At 72.5% G+C, this 12,678-nt stretch carries 12 protein-coding genes; 6 read left to right on the top strand and 6 right to left on the bottom strand.

Annotated elements, in window-relative coordinates; all coding sequences use genetic code 11:
- Nucleotides 1-2 precede the first annotated feature (2 nt).
- From ACYVC6_RS01400 to ACYVC6_RS01385, 4 genes are all read right to left on the bottom strand, one after another.
- The gene (locus ACYVC6_RS01400; protein WP_460710200.1) at nt 3-641 is read right to left on the bottom strand and encodes a TIGR03086 family metal-binding protein; all 639 of its coding nucleotides are present in this window, start codon (nt 639-641) and stop codon (nt 3-5) included.
- Entirely contained in the window at nt 638-1,711 is a 1,074-nt protein-coding gene (locus ACYVC6_RS01395; RefSeq protein WP_460710198.1) for a sigma-70 family RNA polymerase sigma factor, read from the bottom strand. The genes ACYVC6_RS01400 and ACYVC6_RS01395 overlap by 4 nt, the downstream gene beginning before the upstream one ends.
- Nucleotides 1,712-1,898: 187 nt before the next feature.
- Entirely contained in the window at nt 1,899-3,482 is a 1,584-nt protein-coding gene (locus ACYVC6_RS01390; RefSeq protein WP_460710196.1) for a glycerol-3-phosphate dehydrogenase/oxidase, read from the bottom strand.
- The gene (locus ACYVC6_RS01385) at nt 3,479-4,078 is read right to left on the bottom strand and encodes a TetR/AcrR family transcriptional regulator (RefSeq protein ID WP_460710194.1); all 600 of its coding nucleotides are present in this window, start codon (nt 4,076-4,078) and stop codon (nt 3,479-3,481) included. Before ACYVC6_RS01385 ends, ACYVC6_RS01390 begins: the two co-directional genes overlap by 4 nt.
- Nucleotides 4,079-4,095: 17 nt before the next feature.
- On the opposite strand from ACYVC6_RS01385, the gene ACYVC6_RS01380 reads away from it, so the two are divergent.
- Both ACYVC6_RS01380 and ACYVC6_RS01375 read left to right on the top strand, forming a co-directional pair.
- Nucleotides 4,096-5,688 (top strand): FAD-binding oxidoreductase, encoded by a 1,593-nt coding sequence (locus tag ACYVC6_RS01380; protein ID WP_460710192.1) that lies wholly within the window; start codon nt 4,096-4,098, stop codon nt 5,686-5,688.
- Nucleotides 5,685-6,614, top strand: a complete 930-nt coding sequence (locus ACYVC6_RS01375) for a diacylglycerol kinase family protein (RefSeq protein ID WP_460710190.1) — start codon at nt 5,685-5,687, stop codon at nt 6,612-6,614. The genes ACYVC6_RS01380 and ACYVC6_RS01375 overlap by 4 nt, the downstream gene beginning before the upstream one ends.
- A 40-nt stretch (nt 6,615-6,654) precedes the next feature.
- Here ACYVC6_RS01375 and ACYVC6_RS01370 read toward each other — a convergent pair whose 3' ends face one another.
- Nucleotides 6,655-7,029: a hypothetical protein gene (locus ACYVC6_RS01370; RefSeq protein WP_460710188.1), complete on the bottom strand. Its 375-nt coding sequence runs from the start codon at nt 7,027-7,029 to the stop codon at nt 6,655-6,657.
- Between the two features lie 122 nt (nt 7,030-7,151).
- Here ACYVC6_RS01370 and ACYVC6_RS01365 point away from each other — a divergent pair, with 122 nt between their 5' ends.
- Nucleotides 7,152-8,717, top strand: a complete 1,566-nt coding sequence (locus tag ACYVC6_RS01365; RefSeq protein ID WP_460710185.1) for an HD domain-containing phosphohydrolase — start codon at nt 7,152-7,154, stop codon at nt 8,715-8,717.
- A 2-nt stretch (nt 8,718-8,719) separates the two neighbouring features.
- Here ACYVC6_RS01365 and ACYVC6_RS01360 read toward each other — a convergent pair whose 3' ends face one another.
- Nucleotides 8,720-9,385 (bottom strand): pirin family protein, encoded by a 666-nt coding sequence (locus ACYVC6_RS01360; RefSeq protein WP_460710183.1) that lies wholly within the window; start codon nt 9,383-9,385, stop codon nt 8,720-8,722.
- Nucleotides 9,386-9,401: 16 nt separating this feature from the next.
- On the opposite strand from ACYVC6_RS01360, the gene ACYVC6_RS01355 reads away from it, so the two are divergent.
- Genes ACYVC6_RS01355 through ACYVC6_RS01345 form a run of 3 tightly spaced genes read left to right on the top strand, consistent with a single transcriptional unit; the run spans nt 9,402 to nt 12,678 of the window.
- Nucleotides 9,402-10,778, top strand: coding sequence for a GH1 family beta-glucosidase (locus tag ACYVC6_RS01355; protein ID WP_460710181.1), 1,377 nt, complete (start codon nt 9,402-9,404; stop codon nt 10,776-10,778).
- A gap of 38 nt (nt 10,779-10,816) precedes the next feature.
- Nucleotides 10,817-11,770, top strand: a complete 954-nt coding sequence (locus tag ACYVC6_RS01350) for a sulfotransferase family protein (protein ID WP_460710179.1) — start codon at nt 10,817-10,819, stop codon at nt 11,768-11,770.
- Complete coding sequence (locus ACYVC6_RS01345) at nt 11,767-12,678, top strand: hypothetical protein (RefSeq protein WP_460710176.1); 912 nt, start codon at nt 11,767-11,769, stop codon at nt 12,676-12,678. The genes ACYVC6_RS01350 and ACYVC6_RS01345 overlap by 4 nt, the downstream gene beginning before the upstream one ends.

The raw sequence follows: 12,678 nt of genomic DNA, 5'->3' as shown, positions 1-12,678 counted from the left end.
GGCTAAGAAGCAATGCCCTCCGGTGAGGGCGGTTCGCCACTTTTCCATCCGACTGGACCAGTCATCCGACCCAGAAAGGCTAGGAGCGCGTCCGATCGGCTGGGCGGCGTGCCGCCGGCGATGGCCGGGGCGAGCGCAGGGGCGAAGCGAGTGCCGCGGTCGGCGGGCTGGACGACCCGGGCCGCGACCGGCTGGAGCCGGCGGGCCAGGTCCTCGGGGATCGGCGTACGCCTGCCCGTTGCCTGACCCACGTCCCAGCCGTGCACCGTGATCTCCAAGGCAGCCATCGCCACGAGTACGGGCGCGTCGACCTGGCGATCGCCGACCCGCACCGAGCGCGGGCGGGCAGCGGTCCAGGCGCCCAGCAGGGCGCACGCCTTCTCGCGGAGGGCGTCCACCATGTCATTGGTGGGCGGCACCGGATCGACGTGCACCAACCCCGCTGCGGCCTCGGTGAAAGCGTCGAGGGCGTCCTCCATATGACCCAGCAGGCGAGCCAGGGTCCACCCGGAGCAGGGGGTGGTGGCCAGGAGGTTGTGGGGGCCGACGTCTGCCAGCACCACCCGCGTGTAGGCCAGTGCCCTCTCGAGCAGCTCGACCTCGGCGGCCAGCGGTTGCCCCGGGGTCGGGGCGGGGGTCATGGGTGGCCCAGGACCACGTGGTCGCCGGTCGCGACGGTGCCGGGCCCGGAGGGAACGGGGTCTCCGGGCCGGAAGCCGGCAGGCAGCCGCGCGGGCAGGCCGAACGTCGCGAACAGCCGTGGGTCGAAGAACGCGCCGACGTGCGACACCTTGGCGTCGGCCCCGTGGCCGTCGATCTGCAGGACCTGGAGGTGGAAGGGCGTGAAGTCCCCCTCCGGCGTCTTCATGTAGAGCCCGAACGCCGGCTGGCCGTTGGCCCGGGTCTCGACCATCGGCATGTCGTGGTGGCCGCCCGGGCACTGTCGGTCGATCAGCTCACCGATGGTGGCGGCGCCCAGGTACCAGCCCGTGAACGGCGGCATCTCCCAGATCGCCTCGGCCTTGAGCAGGTTGACGATCGCGGAGATGTCCTTGCGCCAGAAGGCGTCGACGTACTGGTCGAGCAGGTCGCGTTGCCGGTCGTCGAGCTCCGGCTCGACGGTGTCCGCAGTGAGGCCGCGCTCCTGCATCTGCGCGTGCGCGCGCTGCAGAGCCGAGTTGACCGCGGCCACCGTCGTGTCGAGGGCCTCGGCGGTCTCCGCGGCCGACCAGCGGAGCACGTCGCGCAGGATGAGGACGGCGCGCTGCCGGGCGGGCAGGTGCTGCAGGGCGGCGACGAAGGCGAGCCGGATCGTGTCGCGCTCGGCGACGACCACCGCGGCGTCCGGGACCGGTTCCAGCCACGCGACCTCGTGGTTCTGCTCCAGGGCGTCGCCGGCCATCTGGTCGGTGGTGCCGAGGCCGGCCGGGAGCGGCCGGCGCGGCTTGTTCTCGAGGTTGGTGAGGCAGACGTTGGTGGCGATCCGGTAGAGCCAGGTGCGGACCGAGCTGCGGCCCTGGAAGGTCGCACTCGCCTTCCACGCACGCAGGAACGTCTCCTGGACGAGGTCCTCCGCCTCGTGCACCGAGCCGCTCATCCGGTAGCAGTGCGCCAGCAGCTCGCGCTGGTAGCGCTCGGTCAGGGTGGGGAAGTCGTCGAGCTCGCTCGGCGCTGCCGGCTGCGTCGCCGCGTCCTGTCCCTGCGTCGTCACTGGTCGCTCCTGCACGGTCGTCACGGGTCCCGCTCCCTCGCTCGCTCGAGTCTGCCTCAGGGGTGGACCCGGGTCGAGGGCAGAACTCATCGGTCGGGTGGGCGGCGCCGGGTCGCGGGAGCTGTAACCCGGTGTCCGGACCACTGCCACCGTGTCCGGCCACCGTGGCAGTGACCGGGACACCGAGTTACAGCCGAGCGGCCGCGGCCAGGCCCAACGCCCGCTCGGCAGCCGGGACGGCCCGGACCCGGTCGGCGGGCACGAGGCCGACCCGGGTGCGCCGGTCGAGCAGGTCGTCGACGTCGTGGGCGCCCTCATGGGTGACCGCGAACACCAGCTCGGCCAGCGTGACCGGGATGTCGTCGGCGACGGGCGCGAGGAGCTGGTCCTCGCTCAGCCCGGTGACGGCCCCGGCGTCGGCGAGCACCAGCTCGGCGTCGGTGCCGAACCGCCGCACCAGCCGGGCCGGCTGCTCCAGCCCGTCCAGTACGTCGCGGGAGGCGGCGCCGAGTAGCGGCAGGGACGAGGTCCGGCACGGGCCGGCGTCCAGGCCGGAGGCCGAGAGCGCCGCGTCGACGGCGTCCTGCGCCATCCGGCGGTAGGTCGTCAGCTTGCCGCCCACGATCGTCACCACGCCGGTGCGCGAGGTGAGCACCGCGTGCCGGCGCGAGATGTCGGCGGTCTCCTCGCTGGTCCCCTCCTTGGCGGCGACGTCGAGCAGCGGCCGGAGCCCGGCGAAGGCGCCGACCACGTCGGTGCGGTGGATCGGATGCTCGAACGCCGCCGAGACCACGTCGAGGAGGAAGCCGATCTCCGGCTCGGTCGGCTGGGGGACGTCCGGCACCGGCCCGTCGGCGGGCTCGTCGGTGAGGCCGACGTAGAGGGTGCCGTCGGGCTGGGGGAGCACCAGCACGAACCGGTTGAAGCTGCCGGGGACGGGGGCGTAGACGACCACCCGCAGGTCGGGGAGCGTCTCCTCCCTCAGCACCAGGTGCGTGCCGCGGCTGGGGCGCAGCCGGACCTCCTCCACGAGGTCGCCGGCCCACACGCCGGTGGCGTTGACCACGGTGCGGGCGGAGACGTCGTGAGTGGCGCCGGTGAGCTCGTCGCGCAGCCGCACCGACGTCCCGGTGGCCGCGACGACCCGGGCCCGGGTGCGCACGTGGGCGCCGTACGCCGCCGCCGTGCGGGCCACCGTGGTCACCAGCCGGGCGTCGTCCTCGAGCTGGCCGTCCCAGCCGAGCATGGCGCCGCGCAGCCCGTTGCGCCGCAGTGAGGGGGCGAGCTGCAGAGCCTCGGTGCGGGAGAGGTGGCGCGGCCGGGGGAGGGTCTCGACGCTGGTGCGCGCCCCCCGGCGCAGCAGGTCGCCGGCCCAGGTCGCGGCCCGCGCCGCGACCTCCTGGTGGCGCGGCATGTCGGAGCCGAAGGGCATCAGCGTGGGCATGGCGTGGGCCAGGTGGGGGGCGGTGACCTCCATGAGGGTCCCGCGCTCGACGGCGCTCTCGTGCGCGACGCCGACCTGGCCGGAGGCGAGGTAGCGCAGCCCGCCGTGCACGAGCTTGGAGGACCACCGCGAGGTGCCGAACGCCACGTCGTGGGCGTCGACCGCGAGCACCGAGAGACCGCGGGTCACCGCGTCGAGGGCGACGCCGGCGCCGGTGATGCCCAGGCCGATGACGACGACGTCGACCTCGGTCGGTGCATCGGCCAGGCCGGGGGTGATCCGAGTGGCGACAGAGGTGGCGACCGAGGAAGAGGAAGGGGTGGTCATGTCGCGAGGCTCCTCGTGAGCAGGGTGGTGAGCTCGGCGTCCAGGTCGTCCTCGCGGACCCCGTCGTCGGCCATGGTGTGTGCCGACAGCACGAAGCCGTGCACCGCGAGCAGCACGGCGCGCGCCATCGTGCGCGGGTCGCCGGCCCGGATGGACCCGTCGGCCTGGCCCGCCTCGATCGCCTCGACGGTCAGCGCCAGGATCAGGTCCTGCGAGCGGCCGCGGCGGGAGAACAGGTAGGGAAGGATCAGCTCCGGGTCGAGCTCGACGATCCGGACGAACAGCTCGTTGTCCCGCAGCATCCGGGCGGTGCCCACGATCCCCTCGACCAGCCGCTGGAGCGACGTGGCACTGCCCGCCGCGGCCAGCTGGTCGGTCACGACCCCGGCCCACTCGCGGGTCATCAGGTCGCCGAGCAGGGTGGGCATGTCGGCCCAGGTGCGGTAGATCGTCATCCGGGAGACACCGGCGCGCCGGGCGACCTCGGTCAGCGTCGTACGCCGCCAGCCGACGTCGAGGATGCAGGCCCGCGCGGCGTCCAGGTAGACGTCCCGCGGCTCGCGCCCGGAGTCCGGGTTGTGACGAAGTGACGTCATGTGTCACACTGTAACACATGACGCTGACGAGTCCCACCGCCGAGCAAGGCGAGATGCACCCCTCCCGCTGGGGCGACCCGGCCCGGGCCACGGCTCTGCCCGACACCGCCCGCGGGCTGATCGAGATGGTCTTCGGCCTGGACGAGCGCCCGGCGGCCGAGGACGTCACGGTGCCCGCGCCGGCCATCGACCGGGCGCTCCTCGACGAGCTCGCCGGGACCCTCGGTGCCGAGTACGTGCTCACCGACGACGAGAGCCGGCGGCTGCGGACCCGCGGCAAGTCGACGCCCGACCTCCTCCGCCAGCGCACGGGCGACCTGAGCGACGCCCCGGACGCGGTTGTCCGCCCCGGCTCCCACGACGATGTCGCGGCGGTCCTCGCCTGGGCGGTCGGCCACCACGTCGCGGTCGTGCCCTTCGGTGGCGGCACCTGCGTCACCGGTGGCCTGGCCGCCCGCCGCGACGGCTTCGCCGGCCTGGTCTCCCTCGACCTGATCCGGATGAAGGGGCTGCTCGCGGTCGACCACACCTCGATGACCGCGACCCTCGAGCCCGGCCTGCGCGGCCCCGAGGCCGAGGCGCTGCTGGCGGCGGAGGGCCTGACCCTCGGTCACTACCCGCAGTCCTTCGAGTACGCCACGATCGGCGGGTTCGCGGCGACCCGGTCGAGCGGCCAGTCCAGTGCGGGCTACGGCCGCTTCGACTCCCTCGTCGTCGGGCTCCGGGTGGCGACCCCCAGCGGCGAGATCAGCCTCGGCAGTGCCCCGGCCAACGCCGCCGGCCCCGACCTGCGCCAGCTCTTCCTCGGCTCCGAGGGCGCGTTCGGCGTCATCACCGCGGTCACGGTGCGGGTGCGCAGGCTCCCGGCTGAGAAGGTCTACGAGGGCTGGCGCTGGGCGTCGTTCGTCGACGGTGCCACTGCGATGCGCACCCTGGCCCAGGCCGGGCTGCTCCCGACCGTCATCCGGCTCTCGGACGAGTCCGAGACCGCGATCAACCTCGCCCGACCCGATGAGATCGGGGGGAGTGCGGCCGGCGGTTGCCTGATGATCACCGGCTACGAGGGCGAACCCGCGGCCGTGGCCGCCAAGCGGGCCGCGGTCACGTCGGTCCTCGCGGGGCTGGGCGGGGAGAACCTCGGCGAGGAGCCGGGGGCCGCCTGGGCGAAGGGCCGCTTCGACGCGCCCTACCTCCGCGACTCGCTCCTCGACGTCGGCGTGCTGGTCGAGACCCTCGAGACGGCGACGTTCTGGAGCGATGTCGACGCCCTCTACGACGGCGTGAAGGCGGCGCTCACCGGCAGCCTCGGCGAGGGGGCGATGGTGCTCTGCCACATCAGCCACGTCTACGAGACCGGCTGCTCCCTCTACTTCACGGTCGCCCAGAAGGCGGCGCAGGACCCTCTGTCCCAGTGGCTGGCCGCCAAGGCCGCGGCGTGCGACGCGATCACCGAGGTCGGCGCGACGATCACCCACCACCACGCCGTCGGCACCGACCACAAGCCCTGGCTGGCGGCCGAGATCGGCGACCTCGGAGTCTCGGTGCTGCGCGCGGTCAAGGCCGACCTCGACCCATCGGGCGTGCTCAACCCGGGGGTGCTGATCCCGTGACTGCCGCCGCAGGAGGCGCGAGGTCCTTCACCTTCCTGGTCAACCCGGCTTCGGGTGGGGGCGCGGCGCCGGCCGCGGTCGTCCCGGTCGCCAGGCTGCTGCGCGAGGGCGGCGCCGAGGTCGAGGTGACCTACTCACCCGGCCCCAAGGCAATGGGCGCGCTGGTCGAAGCCGCGGTCCTGAAGGGCGACATCGTCGTCTCGGTGGGCGGCGACGGCATGCTCTCCTCGCTGGCCGGCCTCGTCGCCAAGGCCGGCGGCGTGCTCGCCGTCGTTCCAGCGGGCCGGGGCAACGACTTCGCGAGGATGCTCGGGCTCCCGGAGGACCCGGCCGAGCTCGCGACGCTGCTCCTCGAGCGCGACGCCCGCCCGGTCGACCTGGTGTCGCTGACACTGCCCGGGGCCGCGGAGCCGCGCATCGTCGCCGGGTCGGTCTACTGCGGCGTCGACGCCCGGGCCGGCGAGATCGTCGACAAGGCTCACTGGCTGCCCTCGGCGCTGCAATATCCCTACGCGGCGCTGCGCGCGCTGGCGACCTACAAGCCCGGCCACTTCGTCGTCTCCGTCGACGGCGACGAGCGGCGCTACGACGCCGCCAGCGTCGTGGTCGCCAACTCCGCCTACTACGGCAAGGGCATGAAGATCGCACCGGCCGCCAAGGTCGACGACGGCATCCTCGACGTGGTCGTGATCGAGGCCGCGTCCAAGCTGGAGCTCATGCGGTCGCTGCCCAAGGTCTACGACGGCAGGCACGTCGAGCTGCCCGAGGTCACCGTCCTCACCGGCACCCGGGTCGAGCTACGTGCCGACGCGACCCGCCCGGTCCCCGTCGGAGGCGACGGCGAGCCGCTCGGCGCGCTCCCACCGGAGTCGGGTCAGCCGGCTGTCGTCGAGCTGATGCCGGGCGCGCTGTCGGTCATCGCTTGAGCCCGCTCCGGAGCCTCCGGGAGCGGGCCCTGGAGTCACGTCAGTGCGACTGCAGTGCCGACTCGATCGCGGCCTCGGTGGCCGTGAGCTGGTCGGTCGGGCTGAACATGAGGAACTCCGTGCCTGCGTCGATCTCCGGCACGTGGCCCGGCGCCATGTAGTACGCCTGCCCGGCCTCGATGACGTCGTCGTGGTCCTCGTAGTGCACGACGACCCGGCCGCTCAGCAGCTGTCCCCAGTGGGGACACGAGCATCGGCCGCCGGGGAGTGACGCGAGCACGGGTGCCATGTCGAGGGCTTCGTCGAAGCTGGTCCAGTTGACGGTGTAGCCCCCGTCGAACCTGGTGGTGCGGTCGTGGACCGGTCCGTAGTCGGCGACCTCGTCGGCGGTGTCCTTGGTGGCGATCCTGGCCATGGTGACCTCCTCTGGTGAAGTGATGTCTGGCAACGTAGGGACCGGACCCGCGTCGTCTCCTGAGGCGAATGCCCCATCTTTCGGTGGTTTCTGGGGTCTCGCCGACGCCGTACATTCGCGGTGTGGGCACACGGCCCGAGAGCGAGAACGTCAGGTTGGCCGAGCTGGTGGCCTCCCTGTCGCTGGGGGTCGACCTCGGCTTCGGTCAGCCGATGGAGCACGTGTTGCGCCAGTGCCGGATCGCGCTGCGGATCGCCGAGCTCGCCGGGCTCGACGAGCAGACCCGGTCCGCGATCTTCTACTCCGCGCTCCTGCTGAACGTCGGCTGCCACAGTGACGCCCACGAGCAGGCCTACTGGTTCGGGGACGACATCGCGCTCAAGGCGGCCAAGTACGACGCCGAGCCGTTCTCGGCCGCCGACCTGCTCGCGATGCTGCGCATGCTCGGCTCCGGCGGCACACCGCTGCACCGGCTCCGGATCGGTCTCGACTTCGTGCTGAGCGGGCGCAAGGAGCTGGACGGCATGGTCACCCAGCACGCGCGGCTGGCTCGTTCCCTGGGTGCGGAGCTCGCGCTCGACGACGACACGCTCGCGGCTCTCGAGACGTCGTACGAGCGCTGGGACGGGCGTGGGTTCCCCGGCGAGCTCGACGGTGAGCGGATCCCGATCGCGTCGCGTGTCGTCCACCTGTCGGAGTTCCTCGAGGTCGCCTACCGGACCGACGGCGTCGGTGCCGCGGTCGCCCTGGGCCGGCGTCGCTCCGGGTCGCAGTTCGACCCGGCCCTGGTCGAGCTCGTCGAGGCGGACGCCGAGAAGGTCTTCCACCAGCTCGACGACGTCGACTCGTGGGACGAGGTGATCGACGGCGAGCCGGGGCTGGCGCGCACGCTGGGACCGGACGAGTGCGACGAGGCGCTCCGTGCCATCTCCCGGTACGTCGACCTGAAGTGTCCCGCCACCCTGGGGCACTCGGAAGCGGTAGCGGCACTGGCCGCGGCGGCGGCCGCCGAGATGGGCCTGCCACCGTCAGACCAGCAGCTCGTGCGCCGAGCCGGGCTGGTGGCCGGCTTCGGTCGACTGGGGGTCTCCAACGCGATCTGGGACAAGCCCGGTCCGCTCGGTGCGGCCGAGTGGGAACGGGTGCGGCTCTATCCGCACTACACCGAGCGGATGCTGAACCGGTCGCGGGCGCTCGCCCCGGCCGGACGGCTCGCCGGTCAGGTGCGCGAGCGGCTCGACGGGTCGGGCTACCCCAGTGGCCTGAGCGGTCCGGCGCTGAGCCTCGCCAGCCGGGTCCTGGCCACGGCCGAGGCGTTCCAGTCGAAGCGGGAGCCTCGGCCGTACCGGCCGGCCTCCTCGGTCCCGGAGGTCACCCGGGCGCTGCGCGACGACGTCCGCGCCGGTCGGCTCGACGGAGCTGTGGTCGACGCGGTCCTGCGCGCCGCCGGTGAGCGCGTCGGCCGGCGACGCGGCGGTCCCGACGGACTCACCTCACGCGAGGTGGAGGTGCTCCAGCACCTGGCCCGCGGGTTGCCCAACAAGGAGATCGCGCGCCTCCTCGGGATCAGCCCGAAGACGGTCGGCAACCACGTCGAGCACGTCTACTGCAAGATCCGAGCTGAGAACCGGGCTGCGGCCGGGCTGTACGCCATGCGTCATGGCCTGCTCCCGTCCGACACTGTCTGAGCTCAGCGCTCGAAGGTCCAGCAGAGCAGCTCGGTGTCGACGCCGGCAGTCAGCTCGTACGGCGACTCGTCGGTGAAGAGGAACGCGTCGCCGTCGTGCAGCGGCTCGGCCAGCGACGAGCGCAGCAGGGCGCCGCGGGCGACGAAGACGTGCACCCTCGCCGCGGCCGGGGTGGTCACGGTGGCGCCGGCGTCCAGGCGGGACACCCAGAACGTCGCGCCGGGGACGGGTCGGGCGACCTCGACGAAGGACCCCCGCGCGGCCGGCGCCCTCAGGACCTCGTAGGACGTCGGCCCGCCCGGTGCTGGTGGGGTGAGCCAGACCTGGACGAACCTGGTCTGCGGCGCGGCCGCGACCTCGGCGTGCTCGACCCCGGCGCCGGCGTACAGGACCCCCACCTCACCGGGTGTCAGCGTCGCGGTGGCGCCGCCCGAGTCGGTGTGGGTCAGCGCTCCCGAGAGCACCCACGAGACGATCACCTGGTCGGCGTGCCGGTGGGTGTCGAACCCCTCACCGGCCCGCAGCAGGTGCTCGTCGTGGCAGACCATCGGGCCGAACGAGACTCGCTCGGGGTCGTACCAGGTGCCGAAGGAGAACGCATGCAGCGTGCGGCGCCCCGGAGCCCGGTCGACGAATCGGTCCGTTCCCCGACGGATCTCCACAGTCATCTGAGAGATTGTGCCGGTGGGGAAAACACAGGCTTCGGGCGCCTCGTCGCGCACGCTCTCGTTCCCGCCCGGCTTCCGGTTCGGCACCAGCACTGCGGCGTACCAGATCGAGGGCGGGGCGAGCAGCGACGGCAAGGGCCCGAGCATCTGGGACACCTTCACCGCCAAGCCGGGGACCGTCATCGACGGCTCGTCCGGGGTGCACGCGTGCGACCACTACCACCGCTACCGCGAGGACGTCGCTCTGATGAAGCGGCTCGGCGCCAACGGCTATCGGTTCTCCATCTCCTGGCCGCGGATCCAGGCCAGCGGCAAGGGACGACCCAACCCCAAGGGCCTGGCGTTCTACGACCGGCTCATCGACGAGCTGCTCGCGGCAGACATCCAGCCGATGGCCACGCTCTACCACTGGGACCTGCCGCAGGCCCTCGAGGACGACGGCGGCTGGCTCAACCGCGGGACGGTCGAGGCGTTCGCCGACTACGCCGCCATCGTCGGTGACCGCTACGGCGACCGGGTCGAGCACTGGATCCCGATCAACGAGCCCAACGTCGTCACGATCCTCGGCTACGCCATCGGCATGCACGCGCCGGGGCACGCGCTGATGTTCGAGGCGATGCCGGTGGCCCACCACCTGCTGCTGGCCCACGGCCGCGCGGCGATCGCGCTGCGTGAGTCGGTGCGCGGCAAGGTGCCGAGCATCGGCTGCGCCAACAACCACGCACCGATCTGGCCGGCCAGCGACGACGAGGCCGACGTCGGGGCCTCCAAGCTGTTCGACGCCATGTGGAACGGCATGTTCATCGAGCCGATGCTGACCGGCCGCTACCCGGTCGACATCTTCCCGCTGGTCGAGGACGTGGTGAAGGACGGCGACATGCCGACCATCCGCCAGCCGCTCGACTTCTACGGCGTCAACTACTACAACCCGATGCGGATCGCGGCGACCGAGGAGGACTCGGAGATGCCGTTCGAGTTCCGCGAGGTCCTCGGCTACGAGAAGACCGACTTCGGCTGGCCGATCGTGCCGGACGCCCTGCGGGAGTGGCTGATCATGCTGCGGGCCCGGTTCCGGGCCGCGCTGCCGCCGATCATGATCACCGAGTCCGGGTGCTCCTACAACGTGGAGCCGGACGAGAACGGCGTGGTCGACGACCAGAAGCGGATCGACTACCTCGAGGCTCACCTCGGCGCGGTCGCAACCGCCATCCAGCGCGGCGTCGACGTCCGCGGCTACTACTACTGGTCGTTCATGGACAACTTCGAGTGGGCCGAGGGCTACACCCAGCGGTTCGGCCTGGTCCACGTCGACTACGAGACCCAGGAGCGGACGCCCAAGCGGTCCTTCGACTGGTACGCCGACCTGATCGCGGAGCACAAGCGAGCGGAGTGAGCCCTGGCGGGCCTGAGGTCCCGTCTAGGCTGCAAGCCGTGTCCAGCCGTCGCGTCGTCCTCGTCGTCGGCCCCGGCCGCAGCGGGACCAGCGCGCTGGCCGGGGGGCTGCAGGCACTGGGCATGCACGTCCCGCCGCCGGAGGTGCCCGCGGCCGAGACCGGGCCGCGCGGCTCGGGGGAGTCCCAGTGGGTCGTCGACCTGCACACCGAGCTGCTCGAGCGGGCCAACGTCGGCATCACCGACGCCCGTCCCTCGGCCTGGTTCGAGACCGGCAAGATCAACGCCAACGGCATTCCGCGCACGCGGGTCACCGACTGGCTGGGCCGGCAGTTCGCGCCGCTGCCCGACCAGGAGGACGAGCCGGAGCTGCTGCTCAAGGACCCGCGGATGGCGTGGTTCCTCGGCCTCTGGAAGGCCGCGGCGCTGCGCTGCGACGCGACGCCGGCGTACCTGACCACGCTGCGCCACGTCACCGAGGTCGTCGGCACCCGCGACCGGCCGTCGGCGCGGACCGCGGCCTGGGTCAACATGATGCTGCACACCGAGCGCGGGACCCGCGGCTCGCTGCGGGCCTTCGTCCGCTACGACGACCTGCTGGCCGACTGGACGGTGCCGCTGTTCCGGGTCGGCACCGAGTTCGGCCTGCGCGCGGTCACCGAGGCCTCGGCCAACAGCATGCGCAAGGTCCACCAGTTCGTCGACCCGGACCTGCACCGCACCCGCCACACCTGGGCCGACGTCGCCGTCCCGCCGCGGCTCCAGGAGATCGCCGAGGAGAGCTGGCAGGCGCTGTCCGGCCTCGCCGACCCCGGCGGAGACACGGCCGACCGGCACGCCACGCTCGACCAGCTGCGCGACGCCTACGTCGAGCTCTACGACGAGGCCGAGGGCATCGCCGCCTCGACGGCCGACGCGGCGCGGCGCGAGGGGGCCGTGACCGCCACCGCGGCGGACCAGCCCAAGGGCCTCAAGCGCCTGCTCGGTCGATGAGCGGCCTGCGCAACCGCGAGGGCGACGCGGCGTACGACATCACCTGGCCGTGGACCGACGGGCCGCTCCGCCCGGGCCTGACCTGTGTGTTCCGGGTCAAGAACGAGGCCCGCAACCTGCCCTGGGTGCTGCCGCCGATGTTCGAGGCCGTGCAGCACGTGGTGCTGGTCGACAACGGCTCCGACGACGGGACACCCGACGTGGCCCGCGAGGTCGTCGAGCGGATCGGCGCGACCGACCGGTTCACCTCGACGTCCTACCCGTTCGCGGTCTCCCGCGCGGGCGAGGAGCACCTGCACACGCCGCCGGACTCGGTGCACTCGCTGACCTACTTCTACAACTGGTCCTTCGCCCACGTCCGCACGGCCTACTCCATGAAGTGGGACGGCGACATGGTGCTCACCCGCGAGGGCGTCGAGCTGTTGCGCGACCTGTCGTGGCAGCTGCGCGACTCCGGCGCGGTGGTCGCCATCCCGCGGCACCCGATGACCGTGGAGAGCGAGTCGGTCGCTTGGCTCGACCTGGGCTTCCGGTTCCTGGAGCCGTGGGTCTACCCGATGGGGCCGGAGTTCACCTTCGTCAAGGCCTTCGAGTGGGAGGTGCGCGAGTTCCCCGCCACCTCCGAGCGGATCGTGGCGCCCGAGGGCATGTGCGTGGAGCTCAAGTGGCTCGACCAGGACGAGTTCGCCCACTGGAGCAGCACCGACTTCGACGCCGTGCGTACGCCGCGCAAGGCCCGCGAGATCGAGGTGTTCCGGGCGCTGTCGGAGGGCCGTGGCGAATCGGTCGAGGGTCTGAGGCGGGTCGAGGCGCCCGCGGGGATGCACGTCATCGACTACGTCACCCGGACCTGGATGGCGACCGCACCGCGGCCGCTGGTGAAGCGGCCCGACATCGTCGAGGCCTAG

Source organism: Nocardioides dilutus (genome assembly GCF_054779555.1).
The sequence above is the reverse complement of the archived record's forward strand: the minus strand, read 5'-3'. Positions and strand labels throughout refer to the sequence as shown.

Excerpts from the sequence above, each read along its gene's own strand:
- ACYVC6_RS01400 (WP_460710200.1), bottom strand. The coding sequence starts at position 641 with ATGACCCCCGCCCCGACCCCGGGGCAACCGCTGGCCGCCGAGGTCGAG.
- ACYVC6_RS01390 (WP_460710196.1), bottom strand. The coding sequence starts at position 3,482 with ATGACCACCCCTTCCTCTTCCTCGGTCGCCACCTCTGTCGCCACTCGG.
- ACYVC6_RS01385 (WP_460710194.1), bottom strand. The coding sequence starts at position 4,078 with ATGACGTCACTTCGTCACAACCCGGACTCCGGGCGCGAGCCGCGGGAC.
- ACYVC6_RS01380 (WP_460710192.1), top strand. The coding sequence starts at position 4,096 with ATGACGCTGACGAGTCCCACCGCCGAGCAAGGCGAGATGCACCCCTCC.
- ACYVC6_RS01370 (WP_460710188.1), bottom strand. The coding sequence starts at position 7,029 with ATGGCCAGGATCGCCACCAAGGACACCGCCGACGAGGTCGCCGACTAC.
- ACYVC6_RS01360 (WP_460710183.1), bottom strand. The coding sequence starts at position 9,385 with ATGACTGTGGAGATCCGTCGGGGAACGGACCGATTCGTCGACCGGGCT.
- ACYVC6_RS01345 (WP_460710176.1), top strand. The coding sequence starts at position 11,767 with ATGAGCGGCCTGCGCAACCGCGAGGGCGACGCGGCGTACGACATCACC.